The sequence below is a fragment of the Nonomuraea sp. NPDC050643 genome, assembly GCF_040654715.1.
In the GTDB taxonomy this organism is placed as follows: domain Bacteria; phylum Actinomycetota; class Actinomycetes; order Streptosporangiales; family Streptosporangiaceae; genus Nonomuraea.
Genome location: NZ_JBFAIM010000062.1, coordinates 16,828 through 30,339, shown reverse-complemented (window position 1 = coordinate 30,339; position 13,512 = coordinate 16,828). Strand labels below are relative to the sequence as shown.

The window sequence follows — 13,512 nt, the reverse complement described above, 5'->3', positions numbered from 1 at the left end:
ACCATCCGGTCGCGCGCCGTCGTCGTGGTGCCAGGCGAGCCGCCGCAGACCTCACCCCTGCCGCCTTATGGCCCTGCCGCCTTACGGATCCGCCCGCCCGACGGTTCCGGCCGCCACAAGCCTTGCGGCCTTGACCGCCGTCCGCCTTGAGCCGCCTTGAGTCCTAGCCGCCGTTCGCCTTGTACTCGGCCAGGAGCGCCTGGCGCTCGGCCTCCGTGGTGGCGAAGCTGGTGACGTCGCTGTTGGGGTCGGTGGCGACGAAGTAGAGCCAGGGGCCCTTGGCCGGGTTGAGCGCCGCCTCGATCGCGTGGTCACCGGGGTTGGTGATCGGGCCGGGCGGCAGCCCCAGGTACATGTACGTGTTGTATGGATGCTTCGTCTTCGTCTCGGCGATGGTCGCCGCGGTGCGGTATTTGCCCAGCGCGTACATGACCGTGCTGTCCATCTCGAGCTTCATCTGCGGCTTACGCTCGAGCCGGTTGTAGATGACGCGGGCGATCTTGGGCATGTCGACCTGCCGGCCCGCCTCGGCCTGCACGATGCTGGCGATGATCATGATCTCGTGCGGCGTGTGGCCGAGCGCCTTGGCCCCGCCCGCCAGGTCCACCGTCTCGGCCGTGCGGTTGAACCGCTTGACCATGTCCGACAGCATCTGCTTCGGCGTGGTCTTCGGGCGGAACTCGTACGTGGCCGGGAAGGCGTATCCCTCGAGCTTGCCGTTGGCGTACGACGGCAGGTCGAGGTCGCCGGTGTCCTTGGCCGCCGCCGTGAACTCCTTGACCGGCTTGTCGGTGGCCTTGGCCAGCAGGGCGAGCGTGTCGGACAGGCGCCGGCCCTCCGGGATCGTCACCGTGGCGAGCAGGCGGTTCTCCGGCACGAGCATGGCCACCGCGCTGGCGGCCGACATCTTCTTGCGCAGTTTGTACTCGCCGGGCTGCAGCGAGGCGCTCTTGTTCGCGTTCGCGACGGCGTTGGTGAAGGCCCTGGCGCTGGCCACGACCCCCTGCTTCTCCAGCTCCAGCGCGACGTCGGAAGCGCTCTGGCCGTCCTTGATCTCGATGACGACCTCGCCTGTGCCCTGGCCGGTGTAGTCGTCGGGCACGAGTGCGTCACTGAGCCAGAGGTAGCCGTAATATCCGCCGCCGCCGAGGATGCCCGCCAGCACGAAGAAGGCGAGCAACGGCGCCATGAATCCGCCCCGGTTGCGGCGGCGGCGACGCCTGCGGCCGCCGCGTTTGCCGCCACGGGCGCCGCGCCGGGTGGCGCCTTCGTCGTCCTCGGCGCCGAGCAAGGTGTTCAGATCGAGATCGTTCATAGGTGCGCTGGCCAATCTCCCGGTAGTGCCCGCCAGACGTCAAGCGGAACCGCAGAACCGGCTGGGGTCACCGAGCGAAACTGGGGGATCCGCCGGACATGTTCCCATGACCGACGGAGATCACTCTGAGTAGCCATGCTAAAGGACGAGAAGAGCGCGCATGCCCCGTTTTGGGGCTTTCGCGTAGGGAGAGAGGGGGTCTCGTTGAACATCAGCTCGCCCCGAGGTTCTTGTTCAGCTCTTCCCGGTATCTCACGAACTCGCTCTCTTTATTGGTGAATTTGGTGATTCTATGCTTCGGATCCGTGGTTACAAACCAGTGCCAATCGCCTTCCGCAGGGTTCAGCGCCGCCATCAGCGCCTTCTCGCCGGGATTGGCGATGGGGCCGGGCGGCAGCCCCCGATGGCGGTAGGTGTTGAACGGAGAGTCCACCTTGGTGTCGCTCTCCGTGACCTTCAGGGTGCGGCGGCCCTGGGCGTACAGGACGGTGCTGTCGATCTCCAGCGGGGTGCCCTTCTCGAGGCGGTTGTAGATCACTCTGGAGATCTTCGGGTAGTCCTCGTCGGTCCCGCCCTCCGCCTGGATCATGCTGGCCACCGTGACGGCCTGGAGCGGGTTCAGGCGCACCCGCGCGGCCTGCTCCTCCAGGTCGACGTCTCGGGCGGCGGTGGTGAAGCGCTCGACCATGGCCGCCAGTACGTCCACGGCCGTGTCGCCGGGCTCGATCTCGTACGTGGCGGGGAACAGGAACCCCTCAAGGCCCTTGGCGTACGAGGGCAGGCCGACGAGGTCCTTGTCGACGCCCTGCAACTCCTTGAGCGGCAGCCCGGCCAGCTTGGCCACGCGGCTGAGCACCTCCGACGTACGCATCCCCTCGGGCACCGTGACCCGCCGCACGACCCTGGACGCGGGCGCGAGCAGCAGGTCGAGCGCCGCGCCCGCGGCCATGCCCTTGCGCAGCCGATAGTGCCCCGGCCGCAGCCGGTCGCTGACGGCGCGATCCTCCGCCACCTTCACGAACGACCGCACGCTCGCCACCACCCCGGCATCGGCCAGCGCCGACCCGATGGCCTCCGCGCTGGAACCAGGCGAGATGCGCACGGTCACCGCCCCGTTGCCAGGCCCCTCGAAGTCATCAGGACTGAGGTACGGCTTCAGCACCGCGATGGCCCCCACCCCGAGCGCCAGCACCCCGGCGACCAGGCCGGCGGACAGCAGCCCGGCCCTGCGCATGGCCCCCTGCCGCCGCGCGGGCAGCGGGATGACCTCCGCCTCGGGAACGGCCTCCCCTTCCCGTCGCTCACCGTCCTCGGCGTCCTCGGGGGTGGTGTCCCCGGGCCGGAACGGGATCACGTCACCGACGTCGTCCTCGTCCTCGGGCGGGCCGTTCACACGATCACCCCGCTCGGGATCACACGACCGTCCCGGAGAACCCGAGCGAGCCGCACATGAACCGCGCCGACCACCAGGCCGACCACCAGGCCGACACCCCGGTGCCCCGCCCCGCCACACGCGCCCGTGACACGGGCGGCGAGCGCCTCGGCAACCCCGACCTCGCCGCCCCCCGAGCCCGTAACCCGAGCGATCGTGAGACGCGTGGTCGCGGGGCGCGTGGTCGCGGGGCGCGTGGTCGAAAGGCGCGCGACCGTGAGACGCGCGCTCGAAAGGGACACGGTCGAAAGGCGCGCCACCGCCACGCGGGCAGCCGTGAAACGCGCTGCTGTGTGGCGCACCGTCGTGACGAGAGCCGTCATCACACAGGCCGTTGCAACACGCCCGATCGTGACGAGAGCCGGAGCGACGCGAGCCGGCCTGACGCGAGCCGTCGTGACACCCGCGGTCCTGACCCGAACGGTCTCCCGGAGTGTCGTGGCACGGCGCACTCCGCCCGTCGCCCCGCGTGTGAGCCGCGTGGGGCAAAGGGCGGTCGTGTCCGTTGGCAGGCCGCTCATGAGGCAGGTCCGTCGGCCGCTGGGGGCGGTTCGACGGGCCTGCCTGGTGGTCTTTCCGTCGCGCGCTCCGAGTCGAGCGCGTCCTGCAGCAGCACGACCGCCGCCGCCTGATCCACGACGCTGCGCTGCTTCTTGGCCCGCACCCCGCTGGCCCGTAGCCCCTGCTGGGCGGCCACCGTGGTCAGCCGTTCGTCGAACAGCCGCACGGGCGTCGGCGCGAGCCGGGCGGCGAGCTTGGCGGCGAACTCGCGCGCCAGCCCCGCGGCCTGACCTTCGCGCCCCGACAGCGAGGTGGGCAACCCCACCACGACCTCGATCGCCTCGTGCTCGGCGACGATCGCGGCGATGCGGTCGAGGTCGCCTTTGCCCCGCCTGACGGTCTCTACCGGCGTGGCCAGCATCCCGGATGGGTCGCTGCGGGCCACGCCGACACGTACGGAACCGACGTCGACGCCGATCCGTGAACCGAATCTCATATCAGCTGAGCTGCCCCGAGATGGCCTCTTCGACCATGCGCAGCGCGTCGCCGATCGCCTCCGCGCGTGTGCCACCGCCCTGCGCGACATCGTCCTTGCCGCCACCGCCACCCCCAAGAGCCTTGGCGGCGACGCCGACCAGTTTCCCGGCCTTGAGCCCCCGCTCGCGCCCCGCCTCGTTGACCGCGGCAACCACCACCGGCCGGTCGGAGGGGGCACCGGCGATCACGACGACCGCCGGCCGGTCGGCCGGGAACCTGCCACGCACATCAAGCGCGAGCTTACGCAGGTCATCGGCGCCGGTTCCATCAGGCGCGCGGTGTGTCACCACGGAGACACCCTGCAGGTCACGCGCCTGGGTCGTCAGATCGCCGGCCGCCTGGAGCACCTGCGCGGAGCGGACCTTCTCCAGCTCCTTCTCCGCGGTGCGCAGCCGGGTGACGATGCCCTCGATGCGCTCGGGCAGCTCCTCCCGGCGCGCCTTGAGCTGCTCGGTGAGCTGGGCGACCAGCACGCTCTCGCGGGCCAGGAAGCGGAAGGCGTCGATGCCGACGAGCGCCTCGACGCGGCGCACGCCCGCGCCGACCGACTGCTCGCCCAGCACCTTGACCAGGCCGAGCTGGCCGGAGCTGTGGACATGGGTGCCGCCGCACAGCTCGCGCGAGTAGTCGCCGATCTCGACGACGCGGACCTCGTCGCCGTATTTCTCGCCGAACATCGCCAGCGCGCCCATCGCCCTCGCCTCGGCCTGCGAGGTGTAGAAGGCGTTGACCTTGAGGTCGTTGATGAGCACGGCGTTGACTTCGTCCTCGACGTCGCGCAGGACGCTCTGCGGGACCGCGCCCGCCGCGGTGAAGTCGAATCGGAAGCGGCCGGGCGAGTTCTCCGAGCCGGCCTGGGCCGCCGTCTCGCCCAGCGCGTTCTTGAAGCCGCGGTGGACCAGGTGGGTGGCGCTGTGGCTGCGCGAGATCGCGCGGCGCCGCTCGAGGTCGATTTCGGCCTGCGCCTCGTCGCCGGCCTTGAGCTCGCCGCTGCGGATCTTGCCGCGGTGCACGACGAGCCCCGCCAGCGGCGACTGCACGTCGACGATCTCGACCTCCGCGCCGCTGGTGCGGATCACGCCCTGGTCGGCGAGCTGGCCGCCGCCCTCGGCGTAGAACGGGGTGCGCGCCAGCACGACCTCGACCGTGGTGCCCGCGCCCGCCGCCGGGACGGACACGCCGTCGACGAGGATGCCCACCACGCTGGTGTCGGCCTCGGTCTGGTCGTAGCCGAGGAACTCGACCTTGCCCGCCGCCTCGAGCAGTTGCCCGAAGACGGAGATGTCGGCGTTGCCGGTCTTCTTCGCGGCGGCGTCGGCCTTGGCCATCTGCCGCTGCTCCTTCATGAGCCGGCGGAAGCCCTCTTCGTCGACCTTGAGCCCATGCTCGGCCGCCATCTCCAGCGTCAGGTCGATGGGGAAGCCGTAGGTGTCGTGCAGCTTGAACGCCTGGTCGCCGGGCAGCATGCTGCCGGCCTTGCGCTTGGTCTCCTCGACGGCCACGTCGAAGATCGCGGTGCCGGTGCGGAGCGTGCCGAGGAAGCTCGCCTCCTCGGCGTCGACGACCGCGTGGATCTGCGGCGCGTCGTTCTTGAGCTCGGGGTACTGCTCGCCCATGACGTTGATCGCGACGTCGGTCAGCTCGTGCATGTAGCGCTCGTCGCCGGAGCCGAGCAGCCGCAGGTTGCGGATGGACCGGCGCAGGATGCGGCGCAGGACGTAGCCGCGGCCTTCGTTGCCGGGCATGACGCCGTCGGCGACCAGCATGGTGCCGGTGCGCACGTGGTCGGCGATGACCCGCAGGCTGACGTCGGAGCGGTGGTCGCGGCCGTAGCGCGTCTTGGTGAGGTCGGCCGCCCTGTCGAGGATCTTGTAGGTGGTGTCGATCTCGTAGAGGTTGTCGACGCCCTGCAGGATCGTCGCCATGCGCTCGAGGCCCATGCCGGTGTCGATGTTCTTGGCCGGCAGCTCGCCCGCCACGTCGAAGTCGACCTTGCTGCGGACCTGGCTGAGCTGGTATTGCATGAAGACGAGGTTCCACACCTCGAGGTAGCGGTCCTCGTCGGCGACGGGGCCGCCCTCCTTGCCGTATTCGCGGCCGCGGTCGTAGTAGATCTCCGAGCAGGGGCCGCCGGGGCCGGCCACGCCCATGTGCCAGTAGTTGTCCTCCAGGCCGCGGCGCTGGATGCGCTCCTCGGGAACGCCGACGCGGTTGCGCCAGATGTCGTACGCCTCGTCGTCGTCGTGGTAGACGGTCGCCCAGAGCCGGTCTTCGGGGAAACCGAAGCCGCCGTCGGACTCGGAGCGCGTCAGCAGCTCCCACGCGAACGGGATCACCTCGGCCTTGAAGTAGTCGCCGAAGGAGAAGTTGCCCAGCATCTGGAAGAACGTGGCATGCCTGGTGGTCTTGCCGACCTCTTCGATGTCGGGGGTGCGCACACATTTCTGCGCCGTGGCCAGCCGGGACGCCGGAGGCTTGCGCTGCCCCAGGAAGTACGGCTTGAACGGCACCATACCGGCAGGAACGAGGAGCAGCGTGGGGTCCTCAGCGATCAGGCTGGCCGAGGGCACGACTTTGTGCCCACGCTCCTCGAAGAAGCGCAGGAAGCGGCGGGCGATCTCTGCCGACTCCATGGTGGCCATCCTTTGCTGTAGTCAGTGGTTGTCTTCAGGGTTGTCGAGCCCGAAGCGGGCCCGCAACTCGGTTTCGCGCTCCGCGGCCTCGCCGAGCGCGTCGTGGGTAAAGTCTCTCACCCGCCTGAGCATGCCCGCGGCGCCGTTGGCGGTCCGGCGGGCGACGTGGTCGGGATGGAGCGCCTGCAGCCTGCGCATCACCCAGAGGGCCAGGAACGCGCCAAGGGACAGGTAGAACAGCCGTCGGATCATCGCGGCCGTCCCTGCTGCGCCTTCCGCCTGGGCGGCCGGCGGGCCTCGATGGCCCGGCGCACGCCGTGGCCGAGCGAGGACACCTTGATCAGCGGCCCGGTGAACATGGTCTGCGTCACCGCGCTCAGCTTGGCGGCGTGGCCGCTGACCTGCTTGACGTCCTTGGCGATGGCCTCGACGGCGATCAGTTGCCTGTTGGTCTCGTTGACCGTGACGCTCATGTCGTCGAGCATCGGTATCAGGCGGTTGTTCAGGTCGGAGACCGCCTTGGTGGTCTCCGTGAGCAGCCGGGCGAGCTTGACGAGCACCATGACGAGAACGCAGACCAGGACCATCCAGCCCGTGGCCGCGATCAGCCCGGCGACCTCTCCAGCGGTAAGCATCCGCTCATCTCCCTCGTACGCTGGGCCGGAACGGCAAGACCCTATCGCGTTCGAGTGACAACGTTAGTGCGGAAGGCGACCGTGATCAGGCCGCCACGTCGGCCCCTGGCACTTCCGTGACCGCTCGCATGAGGCCGCGCGCCGCCCTGACCTCCGGCGCCACCAGTCGTTCCGGCATGGCCATGGCCGCCGAGCGCAGGGCCCTGAGCGCCGTGCCCGCGGCGTGCTCCGCCGCGCCGTCGCCGCCGCGGCCGTACATCCGCCTGGCCCAGGCGGGCAGGGTGGCGAACGCGAGCGCCCCGGCGGCGGGCAGCGAGCCGACCGTGAGCGGGTCCGCCACGAGCGCCCGCCAGAACGACGGCCGGAGCGGGAACGGCGGGCTGACACTGCGGCGCAGGGCGTCGCGGGCCTCGTCGGTGGCGGACAGGAGGGGACGCATGCCGTCGAGGTGGTCGTCGAGCTCCGCTGTGCTGCCCGGCGCGTCGGTCAGGCCCACGAGCCAGGCGCTGCGCCGCTGCTCGGCCACGTAGGCGTCGCAGTCGGCGGGGGTGAGCCGGACGCCGGAGCGCTTGGCGATCTCCAGGTGGGAGGAGGTCTCCGCGCAGTGGGCCCAGCGCAGGTTCTCCTCCTCGTCCACGCGGAACAGGGTGCCGGTGCCGGGGTCGAGGCCGATGAGGCGGGCGTGGACGCGGCGTACGCGCTCGCCCAGCCGTTCGGCCTGCTCTCGGGTGCCGAAGGTGCGCACGGTGACGTAGTCGAGCTGGTGCCGCAGCCGGGCGCGGGCCACCTCGGGGTCGTCGAGGAGGCAGTTCTGGGCGATGCCGCGGATGGTGCGGGGGCGCAGGGCCTGGAGCTGGAAGGCGCGCAGGGAGGCCGGCAGGGCGGGCGTCTCGGTGTGGATCCGCCAGGTGATCGACCGGGGGCCGAAGAGGCCGCCGCCGGGGGTAACAGTCGCCGTCACACGGTGGTGATTCCCCTTGAACGGCTATTTAGTACGGCTTTCCACAATCTTGGGAACGCGGGCGTAGGCGCGTACCGGGGCGCGTCCGACGCCCTGGAGGCGTGGCGGCGCGGCCGTGAACAGGATGCCGGTGGGCGGAAGGCCCTCCAGCCCGGTGAGCCCCTCCACGACGGGCGCACCCCCGCCGAGAAGCACGTCCCGGGCGTCGTCTTCGAGCCGGTCGGCGTCGGTGGCGACGAGCGCGGCGCCGTGCTCCAGCGACCAGGCGGCGGCCTCGGGGGTGAGGCGGTGGCCCGCGCGCAGGCCGGTGTGCAGGAGGACGGCGTGGCCGCGTACGTCGAAGGCGGCCAGCGAGCCCACGTCGATCGTGCGCCGGCCGGCCCCCGTGACGCGCACCACGACGGCGGGAACGTCGACGGCCCCGCCCAGGGGGACGGCGGCGAGGTCGCCACCGGGCGCCTCGAGGTGGGTGCCGCCCTCGTGCGGCAGGCGGCCGAGCTCGACCAGCGCGCCCCGCTCGGGGGCTTCGAGGGCCTGGCGGCGGTCGGACGGGCCGCCCCTGGTGCCCTTGTGCGGCTCGGCGAAGATTCGCAGGTCGGTGAGCCGCACGGTGTCGGTCATGAGCAGGCCGAGCGAGGCCACGAACAGCGCGGCGATCTCGCTCTCGGCGGTGTCGGGGCCGGGCAGGTCGACGCGGAAGCCGTGCACGACGAGGTCGCCGCCGTTGCCGAAGGTGATCGCGGCGTCGAAGGAGGCGCGGTGGTCGGTCATGTCCCTCGCAGGAAGCTGCGGATCTTGGCCCACCGCTCGGCCACCGGGCCCTCCGCGCCGTGCCGGGTCGGCTCGTAGTAGCGCTTGTCGCGGATCTGCTCGGGCGCGTAGTCCTGGCGGACCAGCCCGTGCTCGAAGTCGTGCGGGTATTTGTAGCCGTCGCCGTGGCCGAGCTTGGCGGCGCCCTGGTAGTGGGCGTCGCGCAGGTGGCCGGGCACCTGGCCGATCAGCCCCTTGCGGACGTCGCCGACGGCCGCGCCGATGGCCTTGACCACGGCGTTGGACTTGGGCGCCATCGCGCAGTGGATGACCGCCTGGGCCAGGTTGATCTGCCCCTCGGGCAGCCCGATGAGCTGCACCGCCTGCGCGGCGGCCACCGCGGTCTGCAGGCAGGTCGGGTCGGCCATGCCGACGTCTTCGGAGGCGAAGATGACGATGCGGCGGGCGATGAAGCGCGGGTCCTCCCCCGCCTCGATCATGCGGGCCAGGTAGTGGAGCGCGGCGTCGGCGTCGGAGCCGCGCATCGACTTGATGAACGCGCTGATCACGTCGTAGTGCTGGTCGCCCTGCCGGTCGTAACGCACGGCGGCCTTGTCGACGGCCTTCTCCACGACCTCGACCGTGAGATCGTCGCTCAGCAGCGCCGCGGCCTCCAGGTAGGTCAGCGACCTGCGCGCGTCGCCCCCCGCCAGGCGGACGAGGTGCTCCAGGGCCTCCGGAGCCAGCGTGGCCCGCCCGCCCAGGCCGCGCGGGTCGGACACCGCGCGCTCCAGCACCGCCCGTACGTCGTCGTCGGTCAGCGACTCCAGCGTGAGCAGCAGCGAGCGGGACAGCAGCGGCGAGATGACCGAGAAGAACGGGTTTTCCGTGGTGGCGCCGATGAAGGTGACCCAGCGGTTCTCCACCGCGGGCAGCAGGGCGTCCTGCTGGGCCTTGTTGAAGCGGTGCACCTCGTCGACGAACAGCACGGTCTGGCGGCCGGTCATGCCCAGCTCGCGGCGGGCGTTGTCGATGGCGGCCCGGACGTCCTTGACGCCCGCCGACACGGCCGAGATCTCGACGAAGCGGCGCTTGGTGGCGTTGGAGACCACATAGGCCAGCGTGGTCTTGCCGGTGCCCGGCGGCCCCCACAGGAACAGCGACATGGGAGCCTCGCTCTCGACCAGGCGCCGCAGCGGGGTGCCGGGGCCGAGCAGGTGACGCTGGCCGATCACCTCGTCGAGGGAACGCGGACGCATCCGCACCGCGAGCGGCTGCGGGGTGGCCTCCTCAGCCGCCGAATCGAACAGGCTATCCACAATGCGAGATTACTAGGCCCAGACCGCTCTCGCGCCCGAGTCCCCGGCCTGGAAGACGTAGTAGCCCGCCACCGCGGCCAGCGCCAGCGTCAGGCCCGACAGGGTCAGCGTGACCGGACGACCCAGACGGTCGCGGCCGACGGAGTCGCGGGACGGGCGGGTGACGTACACGAGCAGCAGGGTCGCCACGGCCAGTCCGAGGACCGACAGCAGCAGCGGGTTGGCGAAGCCCTGGTGGGTCGAGATGCGGGTGGCCAGCTCGCCCTCCGCCGTGGAGAAGCGGGCCGCCTTGAGGCTCTCGCCGCTCTGCTTGGCCGCGAAGACCGCGCCGGGCGAGGCCAGGGCGAGCAGCACCGCCGCCCACGCCACGTACGGGCGCCAGCGGGGCACCAGCGCGTAGGCCGCCGCGACGACGACGAGCAGCGGGGTCAGCACCACCGCGAAGTGAATGATCAAGGGGTGGGCCGGCAGGCCCAGGATCTGGTCGAACATGGGTCGCTCCTTAGTGCTCGTTTCAACTACGCATGGCAGCACCATATGGTTCGCGACCTCAGGTGTCGCAGCTACGGCTTTCGCCACTTACGTCCGTCACATATCGGAGGCCGGTAGCATTCGCGGAGTTGTTTGGTCATGCACGGGCAAAAATGAGAGGACATAGCGGTGAGCGGCGACGACCGCCAGAACGAGGAAGACCGCCAGGCAGAGCTGGCGCGGGAGCACAAGGAGCGGCAGGCCAAGCGGGCCGCCGACCAGACCGCCAAGGCACGGCGGAACACCTTGATCGGCGCGGGCGTGGCCGTCGTCGTGGTCGCGGCCGGCGTCTTCGCCGCCACGACCCTGGTCAACAATGACGGGGACTCCGCCAGCGCGCAGGCGAGCGCTTCGGCCAGTGCTTCGGCCAGTGCCTCGGCCAGCGCGAGCGCCAGCCCCAGCGAGCCCGCGACCTCGCCGACGCCGGCCAAGACCGGGCCGGTGACGTGCTCGTACAAGCGCGAGAAGTCGGTGCCGAACAAGTTCGTGGGGCTGCCGGGCAAGCGGCCCAACATGAAGCTGAAGAAGATGACGATCGAGCTCAACCGGGGCAAGGTCGTGGTCGACCTGATGACGGACGCGGCGCCGTGCTCGGTGAACTCGCTGCAGTTCCTGGCGCAGAAGAAGTTCTACAACGACATGAAGTGCCACCGCCTGGTCACGCCCGACGTGTCCGGCGTGCACCTGCTGCAGTGCGGCGACCCGCAGGCCAAGGCCGACGGCAAGAACCCGACCGACGGCCAGGGCACGTCCGGCTACGTCTTCACCGACGAGAACATCGACATCCCGGTCGGCAAGGGCGTGGTCTTCCTGACCCAGGCGGGTGACGCGGCGGGCCAGAACAACAGCCAGTTCGCCATCTCGCTGTCGGACGAGAACATCCAGATCGGCGACGGCTACAACGTCGTCGGCATGGTCAGCGAGGGCATGGACATGCTGGTCGGCCTGGCCGCCAGCGGCAAGGACCTCATCGTCAACGAGGCCGACATCACGGGCGACGGCGGCACGACTGCCCCGAAGAACCCCGTGATCATCAAGCGGATCACGTTCTCCTGAGGCACACGGAACACGGCAGGCGTCCCGCCACGCGGGGCGCCTGCCGTGTTCTCACCTCTCAGGAGGTCACTGCTGCTGCTTGGGCGTGGCGTCGACGCCCGCCTCCTTGCGCTGGTCGGACGTGATCGGCGTGGGCGCGCCCGTGAGCGGGTCGAAGCCGGAGGCCGTCTTCGGGAACGCGATCACGTCTCGGATGGAGTCGCCGCCGGACAGCAGCATGCAGATGCGGTCCCAGCCGTAGGCGATGCCTCCGTGCGGGGGCGGGCCGTACTTGAACGCCTCCAGCAGGAAGCCGAACTTGCTCTCCGCCTCCTCCTTGGAGATGCCGAGCACGTCGAAGACGCGCTGCTGCATCTCGGCCCGGTGGATACGGATCGAGCCGCCGCCGATCTCCATGCCGTTGCAGACCATGTCGTACGCGTACGCCAGCGCCTCGCCCGGGTGGTCCTGGAAGTTGTCGGCCCACTCCGGCTTCGGCCCCGTGAACGGGTGGTGCACGGCCGTCCAGCCGCCCTCGCCGTCCTCCTCGAACATGGGCGCGTCCACGACCCACAGGAACGACCACTGCGACTCGTCGATGAGGTCGCAGCGCCGGCCGATCTCCAGGCGGGCCGCGCCGAGCAGGTCGCGGGCGGCGCTCCTGGCACCGGCGGCGAAGAAGATCGCGTCACCCGGCCTGGCGCCCACCTTCTCGGCCAGCCCGGACAACTCCTCCTCCGACAGGTTCTTGGCGACCGGGCCGCCGAGCGTGCCGTCCTCCTGGACGAGCACGTAGGCCAGGCCCTTGGCGCCGCGCGAGCGGGCCCACTCCTGCCAGCCGTCGAGCTCCTTGCGCGTCTGCGCGCCGCCGCCCGGCATGACCACGGCGCCCACGTAGTCGGCCTGGAAGACGCGGAACGAGGTGCTGGCGAAGTATTCGGTCATCTCGACCAGCTCCTGGCCGAAGCGCAGGTCAGGCTTGTCGGAGCCGTAGCGGGCCATCGCGTCGGCGTACGTCATGCGCGGCAGCGGCGCCGGCAGCTCGTAGCCGAGGATCTCCTTCCAGATCCGGCCGATCAGCTGCTCGCCGACCGCGATGACGTCCTCCTGGTCCACGAAGGACATCTCGACGTCGATCTGGGTGAACTCCGGCTGCCGGTCGGCCCGCAGGTCCTCGTCGCGGTAGCACTTGGCGAGCTGGTAGTAGCGCTCGAGGCCGGCCACCTGAAGAAGCTGCTTGAAGAGCTGCGGCGACTGCGGCAGCGCGTACCAGTTGCCGGGCTGCAGGCGCACCGGCACCAGGAAGTCGCGCGCGCCCTCGGGCGTGGAGCGGGTCAGCGTCGGCGTCTCGACGTAGACGAAGCCGAGCTCGTGCATCACCTCGTTGGCCAGGTAGGTGGCCTTGGAGCGGGTGCGCATCGCGTGGGCCACCTGCTGGCGGCGGATGTCGAGGTAGCGGTATTTCAGCCGCGCCTCCTCCGACACCCCCACGTTGCCCTCGATCGGGAACGGCAGCGGCGCGGACTCGCTCAGCACCTCGACCCGGTCGGCCACCACCTCGATCGCGCCGGTGGGCAGGTCGGGGTTCTCGTTGCCCTCGGGGCGCACCCGGACCTGGCCGACGACCTGCACGCAGTATTCGGCGCGCAGGTCGTGGGCGTGGTCCTCCTCGCGGAAGACCACCTGCGCCGAGCCGGAGGCGTCACGCAGGTCGATGAAGACGACGCCGCCGTGGTCACGGCGGCGCGCCACCCATCCTGCCAGCGTCACCTGCTGCCCGGCGTGCTCCTCGCGGAGCGACCCGGCGGTATGCGTGCGGATCACTGCACTTTCCCTTCATACGGATAGGAGAGGGGAGGCAGC

12 protein-coding genes are annotated in these 13,512 nt (G+C 70.6%); 1 reads left to right on the top strand and 11 read right to left on the bottom strand.

The window, feature by feature from the left end; genetic code table 11:
- Positions 1 to 163: 163 nt before the first annotated feature.
- The 10 genes from mltG (AB0I15_RS50735) to AB0I15_RS50690 form a co-directional block, all read right to left on the bottom strand.
- Positions 164 to 1,315 (bottom strand): endolytic transglycosylase MltG, encoded by a 1,152-nt coding sequence (mltG, locus tag AB0I15_RS50735; protein ID WP_358113706.1) that lies wholly within the window; start codon positions 1,313 to 1,315, stop codon positions 164 to 166.
- Positions 1,316 to 1,526: 211 nt separating this feature from the next.
- Positions 1,527 to 2,708, bottom strand: coding sequence for an endolytic transglycosylase MltG (mltG, locus tag AB0I15_RS50730; RefSeq protein WP_358113704.1), 1,182 nt, complete (start codon positions 2,706 to 2,708; stop codon positions 1,527 to 1,529).
- 556 nt (positions 2,709 to 3,264) lie between these two features.
- On the bottom strand, positions 3,265 to 3,744 hold the full coding sequence (gene ruvX / locus AB0I15_RS50725; protein ID WP_358113702.1) for a Holliday junction resolvase RuvX: 480 nt from the start codon (positions 3,742 to 3,744) through the stop codon (positions 3,265 to 3,267).
- Between the two features lies 1 nt (position 3,745).
- Positions 3,746 to 6,418 carry an alanine--tRNA ligase gene (alaS, locus tag AB0I15_RS50720; RefSeq protein WP_358113700.1) on the bottom strand — a complete coding sequence of 891 codons (2,673 nt, stop codon included), beginning with the start codon at positions 6,416 to 6,418 and terminating at the stop codon, positions 3,746 to 3,748.
- 21 nt (positions 6,419 to 6,439) lie between these two features.
- On the bottom strand, positions 6,440 to 6,670 hold the full coding sequence (locus AB0I15_RS50715) for a hypothetical protein (RefSeq protein ID WP_358113698.1): 231 nt from the start codon (positions 6,668 to 6,670) through the stop codon (positions 6,440 to 6,442).
- The gene (locus tag AB0I15_RS50710) at positions 6,667 to 7,053 is read right to left on the bottom strand and encodes a DUF948 domain-containing protein (RefSeq protein WP_358113696.1); all 387 of its coding nucleotides are present in this window, start codon (positions 7,051 to 7,053) and stop codon (positions 6,667 to 6,669) included. The genes AB0I15_RS50715 and AB0I15_RS50710 overlap by 4 nt, the downstream gene beginning before the upstream one ends.
- Before the next feature lie 85 nt (positions 7,054 to 7,138).
- Positions 7,139 to 8,014, bottom strand: a complete 876-nt coding sequence (locus AB0I15_RS50705; protein WP_358113694.1) for an oxygenase MpaB family protein — start codon at positions 8,012 to 8,014, stop codon at positions 7,139 to 7,141.
- A 24-nt stretch (positions 8,015 to 8,038) separates the two neighbouring features.
- Positions 8,039 to 8,785 (bottom strand): cyclase family protein, encoded by a 747-nt coding sequence (locus tag AB0I15_RS50700; protein WP_358113692.1) that lies wholly within the window; start codon positions 8,783 to 8,785, stop codon positions 8,039 to 8,041.
- Complete coding sequence (locus tag AB0I15_RS50695) at positions 8,782 to 10,086, bottom strand: replication-associated recombination protein A (RefSeq protein WP_358113800.1); 1,305 nt, start codon at positions 10,084 to 10,086, stop codon at positions 8,782 to 8,784. Before AB0I15_RS50695 ends, AB0I15_RS50700 begins: the two co-directional genes overlap by 4 nt.
- Positions 10,087 to 10,095: 9 nt before the next feature.
- Positions 10,096 to 10,575 (bottom strand): DUF2231 domain-containing protein, encoded by a 480-nt coding sequence (locus AB0I15_RS50690; RefSeq protein ID WP_358113690.1) that lies wholly within the window; start codon positions 10,573 to 10,575, stop codon positions 10,096 to 10,098.
- A 168-nt stretch (positions 10,576 to 10,743) separates the two neighbouring features.
- On the opposite strand from AB0I15_RS50690, the gene AB0I15_RS50685 reads away from it, so the two are divergent.
- Positions 10,744 to 11,670: a peptidylprolyl isomerase gene (locus AB0I15_RS50685; RefSeq protein ID WP_358113688.1), complete on the top strand. Its 927-nt coding sequence runs from the start codon at positions 10,744 to 10,746 to the stop codon at positions 11,668 to 11,670.
- Positions 11,671 to 11,736: 66 nt separating this feature from the next.
- On the opposite strand, the gene aspS is transcribed toward AB0I15_RS50685, so the two are convergent.
- Positions 11,737 to 13,473 carry an aspartate--tRNA ligase gene (gene aspS / locus AB0I15_RS50680; protein WP_358113686.1) on the bottom strand — a complete coding sequence of 579 codons (1,737 nt, stop codon included), beginning with the start codon at positions 13,471 to 13,473 and terminating at the stop codon, positions 11,737 to 11,739.
- Between the last annotated feature and the right edge of the window lie 39 nt (positions 13,474 to 13,512).

Bases quoted from the DNA above. Each gene is read 5' to 3' on its own strand.
- ruvX (WP_358113702.1), bottom strand. From the start codon at position 3,744: ATGAGATTCGGTTCACGGATCGGCGTCGACGTCGGTTCCGTACGTGTC.
- AB0I15_RS50690 (WP_358113690.1), bottom strand. From the start codon at position 10,575: ATGTTCGACCAGATCCTGGGCCTGCCGGCCCACCCCTTGATCATTCAC.
- mltG (WP_358113706.1), bottom strand. From the start codon at position 1,315: ATGAACGATCTCGATCTGAACACCTTGCTCGGCGCCGAGGACGACGAA.
- AB0I15_RS50700 (WP_358113692.1), bottom strand. From the start codon at position 8,785: ATGACCGACCACCGCGCCTCCTTCGACGCCGCGATCACCTTCGGCAAC.
- alaS (WP_358113700.1), bottom strand. From the start codon at position 6,418: ATGGAGTCGGCAGAGATCGCCCGCCGCTTCCTGCGCTTCTTCGAGGAG.
- AB0I15_RS50710 (WP_358113696.1), bottom strand. From the start codon at position 7,053: ATGCTTACCGCTGGAGAGGTCGCCGGGCTGATCGCGGCCACGGGCTGG.
- AB0I15_RS50715 (WP_358113698.1), bottom strand. From the start codon at position 6,670: ATGATCCGACGGCTGTTCTACCTGTCCCTTGGCGCGTTCCTGGCCCTC.